The organism is Streptomyces sp. NPDC005925 (genome assembly GCF_040638805.1).
Classification (GTDB): Bacteria; Actinomycetota; Actinomycetes; order Streptomycetales; family Streptomycetaceae; genus Streptomyces.
In genome coordinates this window covers 117,941-131,769 of sequence record NZ_JBEXVL010000015.1, presented here as the reverse complement: position 1 = coordinate 131,769, position 13,829 = coordinate 117,941, and the positions used below count along the sequence as shown (strand labels likewise).

Annotated in this window: 8 protein-coding genes; 3 read left to right on the top strand and 5 right to left on the bottom strand. The window is 71.3% G+C overall.

Annotated elements, in window-relative coordinates; genetic code table 11:
• Positions 1-2,536, top strand: a 2,536-nt coding sequence (gene fxsT / locus ABZ354_RS19260; protein WP_358658201.1) for an FxSxx-COOH system tetratricopeptide repeat protein, incomplete at its 5' end; no start/stop codon positions are given.
• A 110-nt stretch (positions 2,537-2,646) separates the two neighbouring features.
• Here fxsT and ABZ354_RS19255 read toward each other — a convergent pair.
• The 4 genes from ABZ354_RS19255 to ABZ354_RS19240 all read right to left on the bottom strand — a co-directional run bounded on the left by ABZ354_RS19255 (position 2,647) and on the right by ABZ354_RS19240 (position 9,388).
• Positions 2,647-6,459 carry a multifunctional oxoglutarate decarboxylase/oxoglutarate dehydrogenase thiamine pyrophosphate-binding subunit/dihydrolipoyllysine-residue succinyltransferase subunit gene (locus tag ABZ354_RS19255; protein ID WP_358658199.1) on the bottom strand — a complete coding sequence of 1,271 codons (3,813 nt, stop codon included), beginning with the start codon at positions 6,457-6,459 and terminating at the stop codon, positions 2,647-2,649.
• A gap of 281 nt (positions 6,460-6,740) precedes the next feature.
• Positions 6,741-7,850 (bottom strand): ATP-binding protein, encoded by a 1,110-nt coding sequence (locus ABZ354_RS19250; protein ID WP_358658197.1) that lies wholly within the window; start codon positions 7,848-7,850, stop codon positions 6,741-6,743.
• Positions 7,847-8,587, bottom strand: a complete 741-nt coding sequence (locus ABZ354_RS19245; RefSeq protein WP_358658195.1) for a response regulator transcription factor — start codon at positions 8,585-8,587, stop codon at positions 7,847-7,849. Before ABZ354_RS19245 ends, ABZ354_RS19250 begins: the two co-directional genes overlap by 4 nt.
• A gap of 123 nt (positions 8,588-8,710) precedes the next feature.
• Positions 8,711-9,388: a spermidine synthase gene (locus tag ABZ354_RS19240; RefSeq protein WP_358658193.1), complete on the bottom strand. Its 678-nt coding sequence runs from the start codon at positions 9,386-9,388 to the stop codon at positions 8,711-8,713.
• 223 nt (positions 9,389-9,611) lie between these two features.
• Between ABZ354_RS19240 and lon the strand changes: the two genes are divergently transcribed.
• Both lon and ABZ354_RS19230 read left to right on the top strand, forming a co-directional pair.
• Positions 9,612-12,038: an endopeptidase La gene (lon, locus tag ABZ354_RS19235; RefSeq protein WP_358658191.1), complete on the top strand. Its 2,427-nt coding sequence runs from the start codon at positions 9,612-9,614 to the stop codon at positions 12,036-12,038.
• 358 nt (positions 12,039-12,396) lie between these two features.
• Positions 12,397-12,831: a MarR family transcriptional regulator gene (locus ABZ354_RS19230; protein WP_358658217.1), complete on the top strand. Its 435-nt coding sequence runs from the start codon at positions 12,397-12,399 to the stop codon at positions 12,829-12,831.
• Positions 12,832-12,847: 16 nt separating this feature from the next.
• On the opposite strand, the gene ABZ354_RS19225 is transcribed toward ABZ354_RS19230, so the two are convergent.
• Positions 12,848-13,669: a protein phosphatase 2C domain-containing protein gene (locus ABZ354_RS19225; protein ID WP_358658189.1), complete on the bottom strand. Its 822-nt coding sequence runs from the start codon at positions 13,667-13,669 to the stop codon at positions 12,848-12,850.
• Positions 13,670-13,829: the final 160 nt, after the last annotated feature.

Here is a 13,829-nt window from a genome sequence, read left to right as displayed (position 1 = left end):
CCGCCGCGGCCCTCGGTTCCCGGCGGCCATGCCCGACGTCTGGGGCGCCGTCCCGCGCCGCAACACCCGTTTCACCGGCCGTGAGTCGCTGTTCAACTACGCCTACCGCATGCTCCAGGGCGCCGAGTCCGGTGCCGGGGTGGTGACGTTGTACGGCATGTCCGGGGTGGGCAAGACGCAGATGGCGGCCGAGTACGCGCACCGGTTCGGTTCCGAGTACGACGTGGTGTGGTGGGTGAACGCGGACCGGCGGGTCACCTATCGTCGTCAGCTGGCCGAGCTCGCTCCGAAACTCGGGCTGCGGACGGGACAGGAGTACGGCGAGCGGCTGCGCGCGGTGCGCGACTCGCTGCGGCGCGGAGACCCCTACTCACGCTGGCTGTTGATTCTCGACGGCGCAGACGAGCCCGACCAGATCTGGGACCTCCTCCCGACCGGCCCCGGCCACGTGATCATCACGTCCCGCAACCCGGAGTGGAGCGAGCACAACAGCCAACTGCTCGAGATTCCCGTCTACGCGCGTGAGGAGTCCGTCGCCTTCATCCGGAGCCGCGCTCCCCGGCTGACCGAGCCGGACGCGGACCAGTTGGCGGACGCCTTGGAGGACCTGCCGCTGCTGCTGGACCAGACGGCGGGCTGGCTGAACGACTCCGACCTGTCGGTGGAGCAGTACATCGCCCTGCTGGAGGGCGGCATCGACAGCGACGTGGTGAAGGTCTCGGCCGACTTCCCGCTGGCCTTCCAGACCGCCTGGTCGATCCTCCTCAACCAGCTTCAGGAGACCGCCCCGGAGGCCGTGGAACTGCTGCGGCTGTGCACGTTCTTCGCGCCGGGCTTCATCCCGGTGCGCCTGCTGAAGGACATGCCGGTCGACGAACTGCCCGAGCAACTCGCCGGGCTCCTCAACGATCCGCTGCTGTGGAACAAGGCGATCAACCAGCTGCGCACCTATTCCGTGGTCCGCCTGGAGCCGCACGACGGGGACCCCGCGCGGGAGACCTTCTACCTGCACCGTGCCGTCCACCAGATCGTGCGCCGGGACATCCCCGACGCGCAGCGGCAGGAACTCGGCGACATCGTGCGGCGGGCACTGGCGGCGGCCGACCCGGGCAGCCCCGGGGACCCCGCCCGGTGGCCCGGTTACGCGGAGATCGTGCCGCACCTGAAGTACGCGGACGCCCTTGCCACCACCGACGCGGCCGTCCAGACCCTCGTCCTCGACTGCCTGCGCTACATGTACCTCTCGGGCGAGTACGCGGCGGGTGTCAAACTCGGCCGCCGCGCCATGCGAGCCTGGCGGCAGCTGCTCGCCGAGAGCCACCCGCTCATCTGGGAGCTGACGTACCACTACGCCAATGTGCTGCGCGCGGCCGGTGACTACCAGCGCACGGTGCAGATCGAGCGGGCCGCTGTCCGGCACCTCGAACAGCGCGGGGAACGCGACCGCGACCTGCTGCGGGCCCTCGGCGGCCTGGCCGCGGACCTGCGCGGCCTCGGTCACTACGCGGAGGCCCTGCAGATGTCCGAGCGTGTTCTCGCGACGTACCGCGACCTCCTCGGTGACCAGGACGCCCGCACCCTCAACGCCCAGAACAACGTGGCCGTCTCCCTGCGCCTCCTCGGCCGCTACGACGACGCCCGGGACGTCGACCTGCGCACCCTCGAGGCCCGTCGCCGTCTGCTGGGGGCCCGGCACCCCCGGACACTTGGTTCGGAGCTCGCGTACGCCGGTGACCTGCGCCTCCTCGGCCGTTACGCCGAGGCCGAGTCGCTGCAGGCGGGTAACGTGCGCGAGAACCGTGTCGTGATGGGTCACGACAAGCCGCAGACGCTCAGGGCCGAGCACAATCTGGCCCTGTGCCGACACGGGACGGGCATGCGGGCGTCCGGTGACATGCGGGAGGAGCCCGGGCCGCTGCTCGCCCGTGTTCTGGAGCGTGCCGAACGCGTGCTGGGCGAGGTCCACCCGCTGACGCTGATCTTCGCGACCGGCCTGTGCTGCCACGCCCGCGAACACGGCGACCTCGACCGGGCCCGGGAACTCGGCGAGAGCGTCGTCGCCCGCTACGAGTCGATGTTCCCGGAAGGCCACCCCTTCATCGCCGGGGTACGCGCCAACCAGGCGCTGATCCTGCGGGACGCGGGACAGCGTCAGCAGGGTCACGCCCTCGCGGAGCAGGCGCGGGCGGAGATGACGGACGCGGTGGGGGACAGCCATCCCTGGACCCTCGGCTGCGCGCTCAACGCCTCGGCTCTGCGCGGTCTCGTGGGCGATCCCGAGGGCGCCGCCCTCCTCGGCCGGGACACGGTCCACCGCGCGGTCCGCGTCCTCGGCCCCGCGCATCCGCTGACCCTGTCCGCCCTCGTATCCCTCGCGGTTGATCTGCGCGCCCTCGGACGGCGTACGGAGTCCGAGCAGGCCGAGCACCGGGCGCTGTCGGCCCTGGACGCCACCCTCGGAGCCCGGCACCCGCTCACCGTCTCCGCCCGTGCCCGCAAGCGCCCCCCTTGGGACTTCGAACCCCAGTACACCTGACAGGCGCGGACGCGGACACCGGATCGCCGAAGGGCCCGGTTCTCGGAGAAATCCGAGAACCGGGCCCTTCGGGCTGCCCCAGGTCAGAGACCGTCGGCGAGGTCAGAGGCTCACGCCTCGAACACCTCCCGCGCCAACTGCTCCTGCTCCGCCTGGTGCCGCTTCGCCGAGCCGACCGCCGGGGACGACGAGTGCGGGCGGGAGATGCGGCGCAGGCGTTCGCCGGGCGGGATGTCCGCGCCGACCGCCAGGTCCAGGTGGTCGATCAGGTTGAGCGCGATGAACGGCCAGGCACCCTGGTTCGCCGGCTCCTCCTGGGCCCACAGGTACTTCTCGACGTTCGGGTACTTGGCGATCTCCGCCTGGAGCTCGGCACCCGGGATGGGGTACAGGCGCTCGATGCGGATGATCGCCGTGTCCGTCGCGCCGCGCTTCTTCCGCTCGGCGTCGAGGTCGTAGTAGACCTTGCCGGCGCAGAAGACGACCTTGCGGACGGCGGCCGGGTCCACGGACGCGTCGCCGATGACGGGGCGGAAGCCGCCCGTCGTGAACTCCTCCGCCTTCGCCGCCGCGGCCTTCAGGCGCAGCATCGACTTCGGTGTGAAGACGACCAGCGGCTTGTGGTGCGGGTTGTGCACCTGCCACCGCAGGAGGTGGAAGTAGTTCGACGGCGACGTCGGCATGGCGACCGTCATGTTGTGCTGCGCGCACATCTGGAGGAAGCGCTCCGGGCGGGCCGAGGAGTGGTCCGGGCCCTGGCCCTCGTAGCCGTGCGGCAGGAGCAGGACGACGCCGGAGGTCTGCGCCCACTTCTGCTCGGCGGAGGAGATGAACTCGTCCACGACCGTCTGCGCGCCGTTGACGAAGTCACCGAACTGCGCCTCCCACATCACGAGCGCGTCGGGACGGGCCAGCGAGTAGCCGTACTCGAAGCCCATCGCCGCGTACTCGGAGAGGAGGGAGTTGTAGACGTTGAGACGGGACTGCTCCTCGGCGAGGTACTGCAGCGGCGTGTACTCCTCGCCCGTGGTGCGGTCGATGATGACCGCGTGCCGCTGGCCGAAGGTGCCGCGCTGCGAGTCCTGGCCCGAGAGGCGGACGGGGACGTTCTCCAGGAGCAGCGAGCCGATCGCGAGGGTCTCGCCCATGCCCCAGTCGATCGTGCCGTCCTCGACCATGGCCGCCCGGCGCTGCAGCTGCGGCAGCAGACGCGGGTGGACGGTGATGTGGTCGGGGATGTTGACCTGCGACTCGGCGATCCGCTTGACGGTCTCCGCGGTCACCGCGGTGTTCACGGTGACCGGGAACTCGGGCTGCGGCTCGGAGGGCTCGGCGGCCGCCGGCTGCGAGGTGGCCTCGCGGACCTCCGTGAAGACCTTCTCCAGCTGACCCTGGTAGTCCTGCAGGGCCTGCTCGGCCTCTTCCAGGGTGATGTCGCCGCGACCGATGAGGGACTCGGTGTACAGCTTGCGCACCGAGCGCTTCTTGTCGATCAGGTCGTACATCAGCGGCTGCGTGAAGGCCGGGTTGTCCGACTCGTTGTGACCGCGGCGGCGGTAGCAGATGAGGTCGATCACCACGTCCTTGTTGAACGCCTGGCGGAACTCGAAGGCCAGGCGCGCGACGCGGACCACGGCCTCCGGGTCGTCGCCGTTCACGTGGAAGATCGGGGCCTCGATCATCCTCGCCACGTCCGTCGCGTACATGGAGGAACGCGAGGACTCCGGGGCGGCGGTGAAGCCGACCTGGTTGTTGATGACGATGTGGACCGTGCCGCCGGTGCGGTAGCCGCGCAGCTGCGACATGTTCAGGGTCTCGGCGACCACGCCCTGGCCCGCGAAGGCCGCGTCGCCGTGGATCGCGACGGGCAGGACCGTGAAGTCCGTGCCGCCCTTGCCGATGATGTCCTGCTTGGCGCGCGCGACGCCCTCCAGGACCGGGTCGACCGCTTCCAGGTGGGAGGGGTTCGCGACCAGCGAGACCTTGATCTGCTCGCCGTCCAGGCCCGTGAAGGTGCCCTCGGCGCCCAGGTGGTACTTCACGTCGCCGGAGCCGTGCATCGACTTCGGGTCGAGGTTGCCCTCGAACTCGCGGAAGATCTGCGCGTACGACTTGCCGACGATGTTGGCGAGGACGTTCAGCCGGCCGCGGTGGGCCATGCCGATCACGACCTCGTCCAGGCGGGACTCGGCGGCCGAGTCCAGGACCGCGTCCAGCAGCGGGATGACGGACTCGCCGCCCTCCAGGGAGAAGCGCTTCTGGCCGACGTACTTCGTCTGCAGGAACGTCTCGAAGGCCTCGGCGGCGTTCAGGCGGCGCAGGATGCGCAGCTGCTCCTCGCGTTCCGGCTTGGAGTGCGCGCGCTCCACCCGGTCCTGGATCCACTTGCGCTGCTTGGGGTCCTGGATGTGCATGAACTCGATGCCGGTGGTGCGGCAGTACGAGTCGCGCAGCACACCGAGGATGTCGCGGAGCTTCATCATCGACTTGCCGGCGAAGCCGCCGACGGCGAACTCGCGCTCCAGGTCCCACAGGGTGAGGCCGTGCTCGACGATGTCCAGGTCGGGGTGCTTGCGCTGGGTGTACTCCAGCGGGTCGGTGTCGGCCATGACGTGGCCGCGGACCCGGTAGGAGTGGATCAGGTCGAAGACGCGGGCGGCCTTGGTGACGTCGTCGTCGTGGCTGGCGTCGATGTCCTTGAGCCAGCGGACCGGCTCGTAGGGGATGCGCAGCGACTCGAAGATGTCGTCGTAGAAGTGGTTCTCGCCGAGCAGCAGGTTGGCGACCTGGCGGAGGAACTCGCCGGAGGCGGCACCCTGGATGACCCGGTGGTCGTAGGTCGACGTGAGGGTCATGACCTTGGAGACGCCGAGCTTGTTGAGGGTGTCCTGGCTGGTGCCCTGGAATTCGGCCGGGTAGTCCATGGAGCCGACGCCGAGGATGACCGACTGGCCGGGCATCAGGCGGGGGACCGAGTGGACCGTGCCGAGGCCGCCCGGGTTGGTCAGGGAGACCGTGACGCCGGAGAAGTCGTCCATGGTCAGCTTGCCCTCGCGGGCGCGGCGGACGATGTCCTCGTAGGCCTGCCAGAACTCGAAGAAGTTCAGCGTCTCGGCCTTCTTGATGGCCGCGACGACGAGCTGGCGGTCGCCGTTCGGCTTCACCAGGTCGATGGCCAGACCGAGGTTGACGTGGTCCGGCTTGACGAGGGTGGGCTTGCCGTCCACCTTCGCGAACGACCAGTTCATCGACGGCATCGCCTTGATGGCCTGGACCATCGCGTAGCCGATGATGTGCGTGAAGGAGATCTTCCCGCCGCGGGCCCGCTTGAGGTGGTTGTTGATCACGATGCGGTTGTCGAACAGCAGCTTCACCGGGACGGCGCGCACGGACGTGGCCGTGGGCAGCTCCAGCGAGGCGTCCATGTTCTTCACGACCGCGGCGGCGGGACCGCGCAGCGTGACCTGCTCGCGCCCGGCCGGGGCCGCGGGAGCGGCCTTCGCGGCCGGCTTCGCTTCGGGGGCGGTGGGCGCGGCGGCCTTGGCGGGCGCCGGGGCCGCCGGGGCCTGCGCCGCGGGGGCGGCCGGGGCCGCTGCCGCGGGCTGCGGCGCCGCGGGGGCGGCGGGTGCCTGGGCGGGAGCCGCGGGCGCGGCGGGAGCCTGCGCCGGGGCGGCCTGGGCCGTGATGGTCTCCGCGACCGGGGTCGCGGCGGCGCCCGGCTTGTAGTCGGCGAAGAAGTCCCACCAGGCGCGGTCTACCGAATTCGGGTCCTGAAGGTACTGCTGATAGATCTCGTCGACGAGCCACTCATTGGGGCCGAACGCGGCGGCGGGGTTCTTTCCCGCTCGACCGGCGTCGGTCGTGGTGGCACCACCCGGCCGGAGGCTGGGGGAGCTCGAGTTACTGGGGGACTGTGGCGACACGGCGGCAACCGCCCTCTTCCGCTTCACAAGGTGATGGACAGCGGAAATAAAGGCTACGCCTCCAAGACCGCGAAGGTCAGGTCGGGCCCGTTCATCGTCGCGCACATCACATCGAACAGCGCGTTTCGGTGCCGGAAATGGCGGGAAACAAACGTGGTTCCCCTTCATCGGGGAAGGGGACGTCGTCACCCGGCACCCGACCGGTGCGGACCCGTGCCTGATCACACGTGTCCGTCGGTGCGGACACCACTGATTAATGGCGCCCGACTTTCAACTTTACGTCAACTTTGTACGGCGGGAAGTCCTGGAAGAGTGACAAGAATCCGGCAGCCACGCTCGGATTCGGCCACTCGGATTCGGCCGCCGTGCAGATCGACGGCCCAGCGGGCGATCGCCAGGCCGAGTCCGGTGCCGCCGTCGCTGCCCGGGCCGTGCGGCCGGCTCACATTGCCGCGGTTGAACCGCTCGAAGACCCGGTGCCACTCCGACCTCGGTATGCCGGGCCCCTCGTCCAGCACCTCCAGCTCCAGCGACTCCGGGCGCGGACCGCGCCGCGCCCGGACCGTCACGCGGCCGTGCGGGGGGCTGTGCTTGACCGCGTTGTCGATGAGGTTGGCGACGACCTGGTGGATGCGCTCGGGGTCCGCGTGCGCCGACAGTTCCGGCGGGGACACGTCGAGGTGCAGATGGACGTCGGTGCGGGTGTGACTGCCGGATCCGGACGCCATGCTCGCGCGGGCCGAGGCGACCATGTTGGCCTCCTTCAGCACGCCCGACAGGTACGGCCACACCTCGAAGCGCCGCTGCTTGAGCGGGACGACGCCGTTGTCGAGGCGGGACAGGTCCAGCAGCGTCTCGACCAGCCGGCCGAGCCGCTCCGTCTGCTTCAGAGCCGTCCGCATGGTCTCAGGGTCGGCCTGCGTCAGCCCGTCGACGATGTTCTCCAGCACCGCGCGCAGACCGGCGATCGGGGTGCGCAGCTCGTGCGAGACGTTCGCCACGAGTTCCTTGCGCTGCAGGTCCTGGGCGGCCAGCTCGTCGGCCATGCGGTTGATCGTCTGGGCCAGGTCGCCCAGCTCGTCCCGGCGGTTCTCGCGCACCCGGCGCGTGTAGTCGCCGTTCGAGATGGACCGGGCCACCGCGTTCATCTCGTCCAGCGGCGACGTCAGGGAGTGCGCCACGAACTGCGTGATCAGCAGTGTGGCGATCATCGAGAACACCGTGATGAACCGCAGCTCCGTCTCGGTGCGCATCGCGATCATCATCAGCCCGGTGGTGATGAGCACCGCGATGACCACCAGGGCACCGAGCTTGGTCTTGACCGAGAACGGGCGTACGCCGCCCCAGGGGTCCCCGGCGCTCCCGCGCGCGGCATCGCGCCCCGGGCTCATGGCGTCGGCGTCTCCAGCGCGTAGCCCACGCCGTGCACCGTGCGGATCCGCTCGGCGCCGATCTTCCGGCGCAGCGCCTTGATGTGGCTGTCCACGGTGCGGGTGCCGGAGGCGTCCGCCCAGTCCCAGACCTCGGCCAGCAGCTGTTCGCGGGAGAGCACCGCGCGCGGCGTGTTCGCCAGGCACACCAGCAGGTCGAACTCGGTGGGCGTCAGATGCACGTCCTCCGACCGGACCCGGACCCGGCGCTGCGCGTGGTCGATCTCCAGCTCGCCCAGGCGCAGGATGCCGCTGCGCGGTGTCGCGGCGGCCAGCGCGGCCCGCTCGACGCGGCGCAGCAGGACGTGCACCCGCGCGGCCAGTTCCCGCATGGAGAACGGCTTGGTCATGTAGTCGTCGGCGCCCACGCCGAGACCGACCAGCATGTCGGTCTCGTCGTCACGCGCGGTGAGCATGAGCACCGGCACGGGCCGGGCGGCCTGCACGCGCCGGCAGACCTCCAGACCGTCGAAGCCGGGCAGCATGACGTCGAGGATCAGCAGGTCGGGCTGCCAGGCCTCGGCCGTGTCCACGCCGGAGGGGCCGTCGCCCGCCGTTTGCACCAGGAATCCCTCGGCCCGCAGACGGGTCGCGATGGCGTCCACGATCGTCGCGTCGTCCTCGACCACCAGAATCCGGCGCTGTGCGCCCGGGGTGGCCGCCGCCGTGCCGTTGTGGGAGGTGTGTGTCTGCTCCATCGCCCGCCCCTGAAGTGTGCTTTCCGGAATCAGTGGGGTGATCCCTCATCTGCGCATGACTGCGAGTGACGCTTGAATGATCCGCGCCAGGCATGCAGCGTACGGGGAGTCACCACGGCTTTGCTATCCAGGGCGTACACCTATGTGCACGACGTCGGGAACGCCCCGGGCAACCGGGATCTCTTCGGTACGCACCCCCTGGAATCCGGCATTCCGCAAGGTTCCCTCGAATTTCGGAGAGGGCTGTGCCGACCACACCGCCAGTACCCCGCCGGGTCTCAAGGCCCGTGCGCAGCCTGCCAGTCCGGCCGGTGAGTACAGCCCGCCGTTGTCGTCCGTGACCGTCCAGTCGGGTCCGTTGTCGATGTCCAGGCACAGGGCGTCGTACGTGGCGCATGTCTCACCGAGGTGCGCGATCAGGTCGGACTCCACGATCCGCGTACGGGGGTCGGCGAGCGCTCGCGCCGAGATCGCCGCGAGCGGGCCCGAGCGGTGCCAGTCGATGACGGCGGGCTCGCGCTCGACCACCGAGACCCGCCCCCACCTGGGGTTCTCCGCCGCGTGGGCCAGGGAGAAACCGACGCCGAGGCCGCCGATCAGCACGTGCGGTCCGGGGCGCCCGTCCAGCGCCTCCAGAGCGGCGTCGACCAGTCGCCGCTCCGAACGGCCGTCGGAGGTGTCCATCAGGAAGCAGCCGTTGGCGATGATCTGCAGCAGTCCGCCGTGCCTGCGCAGCACGACCTCGCCGTGCGGGCCCTCACGGCGGTCCAGTACTTCGGGAATGTCGTACGGGGTGGCCATCCGCCCATCCTGCCAGGGCATACGCGCGCGCCGCCCCGCGTTCGGGAAAGGGAGCACGGCATGCGCCGCGCGCCGGCCGGGAGGAGTGCACGCCGGTGGTGTGACGGTGTGATCGCCCACAGCGAACAAGGCCGGACGGGCGGAACAATCGGCGGCTCCCGGGAATTGATCAGTCAGCGACGTTGAGTCCATATAGCTCAACTTGACTGCCGAAGGGGAGATCATGGCTGCTGAGTCCACCGAGTTCACACCGCTCACCCTGCCCGTGCTGCCGCTCGACGACGAGGTCGTGCTGCCCGGGATGGTGGTTCCACTGGACCTGAGCGACTCCGAGGTGCGGGCCGCGGTCGAGGCCGCTCAGGCCGCCGCCAAGTCCGGCCCCGGGAAGCCCCGGGTGCTGCTGGTGCCACGCGTCGACGGGACGTACGCCGGTACCGGTGTCCTCGGCACCGTCGAACAGGTCGGCCGGCTCGCCGACGGCGACCCGGGCGCACTGATCCGCGGCCGGGGCCGGGTGCGGATCGGCGCCGGGACCACCGGCCCCGGCGCGGCGCTCTGGGTGGAGGGCACGACGGTGGACGAGGCCGTGCCCGACCCGCTGCCGGGGCACGTCGCCGAGCTGGTCAAGGAGTACAAGGCCCTGGCCACCGCCTGGCTGCGCAAGCGCGGCGCCTGGCAGGTCGTCGACCGCGTCCAGGCCATCGACGACGTCTCCGCCCTCGCCGACAACTCCGGGTACTCGCCGTCCCTGACGACCGAGCAGAAGGTGGAGCTGCTGGAGACCGCGGACCCGGTCGCCCGCCTGAAGCTCGCCACCCGCCGGCTCCGCGACCACCTCGCCGAGCAGGACGTCGCCGAGTCCATCGCCAAGGACGTCCAGGAAGGCGTCGACAAGCAGCAGCGCGAGTTCCTGCTGCGCCGCCAGCTGGAGGCCGTCCGCAAGGAACTGCGCGAACTGAACGGCGAGCGGGAGGGCGAGGAGTCCGACGACTACCGGGCCCGCGTCGAGGCCGCCGACCTGCCCGAGAAGGTCCGCGCGGCGGCCCTGAAGGAGGTCGACAAGCTGGAGCGCGCCTCCGACCAGTCCCCGGAGAGCTCCTGGATCCGCACCTGGCTCGACACGGTCCTGGAGATGCCGTGGCACGAGCGGACCGAGGACCAGTACGACATCCAGGGCGCCCGGGCCGTCCTCGACGCCGAGCACGCGGGCCTCGGGGACGTGAAGGAGCGCATCACCGAATACCTGGCGGTGCGCAAGCGGCGCGCCGAGCGGGGACTGGGCGTGGTGGGCGGTCGGCGCGGCGGCGCCGTGCTCGCCCTCGTCGGCCCGCCCGGCGTCGGCAAGACGTCGCTCGGCGAGTCCGTCGCGCGCGCCATGGGCCGCAGCTTCGTCCGCGTCGCCCTCGGCGGCGTCCGTGACGAGGCCGAGATCCGCGGCCACCGCCGTACGTACGTCGGCGCGCTGCCCGGCCGGATCGTCCGGGCCGTCAAGGAGGCCGGATCGATGAACCCGGTCGTGCTGCTGGACGAGATCGACAAGGTGGGCTCCGACTTCCGGGGCGACCCGGCGGCGGCCCTGCTGGAGGTGCTCGACCCCGCGCAGAACCACACCTTCCGGGACCACTACCTGGAAGTCGAGCTCGACCTGTCCGACGTCGTCTTCCTCGCCACCGCCAACGTCCTTGAGTCCATTCCGGAGGCGCTCGCCGACCGCATGGAGATCGTCCGCCTGGACGGCTACACCGAGGACGAGAAGATCGTCATCGCCCGCGACCACCTGCTGCCGCGTCAGCTGGAGCGGGCCGGGCTCGGCGCGGACGAGGTCGGGATCGACGAGGCAGCGCTGCGCAGGCTGGCCGGCGAGTACACGCGTGAGGCGGGTGTGCGGAACCTGGAGCGGTCCGTCGCCCGGCTGCTGCGCAAGGTCGCGGCCCAGCACGAACTGGGGGAGCGGGACCTGCCGTTCACCGTCGGCACCGACGACCTGCGCGGCCTGATCGGCCGGCCGCACCACGTGCCCGAGTCCGCGCAGGACCCGGCCGAGCGGCGCACCTCGGTGCCGGGCGTGGCGACGGGCCTCGCCGTCACCGGCGCGGGCGGCGACGTCCTCTATGTCGAGGCGTCGCTCGCCGACCCGGAGACCGGCGCATCCGGCCTGACCCTGACCGGTCAGCTCGGCGACGTGATGAAGGAGTCGGCGCAGATCGCGCTGAGCTTCCTGCGCAGCCACGGCGCCGAGCTGGAGCTCCCGGTCGGCGACCTGAAGGACCGGGGCGTGCACATCCACTTCCCGGCCGGCGCGGTCCCCAAGGACGGCCCGAGCGCCGGCATCACGATGACGACCGCGCTGGCTTCGCTGCTCTCCGGCCGCCCGGTCCGTACGGACGTGGCGATGACCGGCGAAGTGTCGCTGACCGGCCGGGTGCTGCCGATCGGCGGCGTGAAGCAGAAGCTGCTCGCGGCGCACCGGGCGGGCATCACGACCGTGGTCGTCCCCAAGCGCAACGAGCCCGACCTGGACGACGTCCCGGCCGAGGTCCTGGACACGCTCGACGTGCACGTCGTGACGGACGTACGCCAGGTGCTGGGACTGGCCCTGACCTCCGCCACGTCCGGCGCCACGCCGGAGGTCCCGGTCGCGGCGGCCTGACGGCCCGGCGACCGCGTACGCCGACCCGCACGCCCGAAGTGACCGGACGGGAGCCGCGGGACGGGGGGCGGGGGACGCGGGAGAAGAACGGGAGCGCGGGGAAGGAGAGGACGGGGAACGAGAGGCGGGGGGTGCGGGGCCCGGTGCGGGACCCGGGCCCCCGCGCCGCTCCGCGCCCCGTCGGCACCCCGCCCGCCGTCGAGGCGTCCGACCTGCGAAATACTTGCGAAGCTGCGGTGACGGCCGCGCACCGCGGAACCTTTCACTGGCGTAAACCGAGGCAGGGGCTGACGTGCACGGAGACGGAGACGGAAACGGCGGCGCACGCGGGTGGGAGTCCGAGGCGTCCGCGCAGGGCGTGCACCGGCCCGGATTCCTCGCGCTGGAGCGCGAGCTGACGGTCCTGCTGCGCCGCGCCCGCGCGAACCAGGGCGAGATGGCCCGGGAGGTCCACCCCGACCTGGAGCCCTCCGCGTACGGCCTGCTCGTACGGCTCGACGAATGCGGCAGGCAGCGCGCCACCGACCTGGCCGCCTACATCGGAGTCGGCAAGGCGACCATGTCCCGCCAGCTGCGCGCCCTGGAGGAACTGGGCCTCGTCTCCCGCGAGCCCGACCCGGCCGACGGGCGCGCCTGGCTGGTCGAGCTCACCGTCGAGGGACGCAGCCGCGTGGGCAGGGTCCGCGACGCCCGCCGCGCCCGCTACGCCGGCCGACTCGCCCACTGGGACCCCGACGAGGTCACCGAGCTGGCCCGGCTGCTGCACCACCTGAACGAACAGATGGAGAAGTGACGCCCCCGCAGACGCCCTACGGGGCCGGTGCCGTGGCCGTCGCCGGGGCCGCCAGTTCCGCGTAGACGACGGTCGCGTCGTCGTGCGCCTTGGCGCGGCCCAGGAACGCCCGCTGCTCCAGGTCGTCCCGTTCCAGCTCCCGCACCCGCTCGACCAGGGCCCCGGGCCCCCTGTCGCGCACGAGGCCGAGGCAGTCCGCCCAGTCGCCCTCGCGGAACGTCTCCACCCACCGCGCCGCCCCGTCCGTCAGCGCCGCCAGCGAGCGGACCTCCTCGCGCGCCAGGGTGCCCGTCACCGCGCGCCGGGCCACCGAGGGGTCCGCGGCGGCCGTGAAGAAACCGCCCTCCCTGTTCCGGACCGTGGCGTCCACCAGCGCGTCCGTCGCCAGCGCCGAGCGCGGCAGGCGCGCCAGACGGTCGTCCAGCAGGGCCGTGACCGTGCCGTCCGGGGCCTCGGCGAGCAGCGCGGAGTCGGACAGCACCAGGTAGTCGACCGAGGCCGGGGACCAGCGGGCCACGGCCACCGTCGCCTGCGGCGTACGCGGGTGAGAAAGGTCACAGGTTGCTTGGTGCGCGTTCGCGGTACGGGCGATGGCGCGGGCCAGAACCTCGACCAGGGGTACATCGGGGAGCGAAACGGTCAGTTCGGCCAGCGCCCCGCCGAGCCGCGCGGTGTACCAGGGGACGGAATGCAGACACCCCGTTCCCGTGGCCGGTGGCGTCACCCCGTCCAGCACGACCACCGAGCCACCCTGCCCGCAGCCGGGTAGTCCGACGCTCGCGAAGTCCTCGTTGGGACGGTTCGCGCTGCCGGGCACCGAGACGAGTTCCGTACGCATCCGGCCAGTTTGCACGAGCCCTTCACAACGTCCGCAAAAGGGTGGCCACAGTCGCCGAAACGGCACGCCCTCGCAGGTCAGACGTCCGACTTGCGGAGGAATGCCATACTCCGGGAATCGGCGGCGGCACATATTGCCACCGCCCGCCGCAGACGTCCAA

Bases quoted from the DNA above. Each gene is read 5' to 3' on its own strand.
- ABZ354_RS19250 (WP_358658197.1), bottom strand. From the start codon at position 7,850: ATGAGCCCGGGGCGCGATGCCGCGCGCGGGAGCGCCGGGGACCCCTGG.
- ABZ354_RS19245 (WP_358658195.1), bottom strand. From the start codon at position 8,587: ATGGAGCAGACACACACCTCCCACAACGGCACGGCGGCGGCCACCCCG.
- ABZ354_RS19240 (WP_358658193.1), bottom strand. From the start codon at position 9,388: ATGGCCACCCCGTACGACATTCCCGAAGTACTGGACCGCCGTGAGGGC.
- lon (WP_358658191.1), top strand. From the start codon at position 9,612: ATGGCTGCTGAGTCCACCGAGTTCACACCGCTCACCCTGCCCGTGCTG.
- ABZ354_RS19225 (WP_358658189.1), bottom strand. From the start codon at position 13,669: ATGCGTACGGAACTCGTCTCGGTGCCCGGCAGCGCGAACCGTCCCAAC.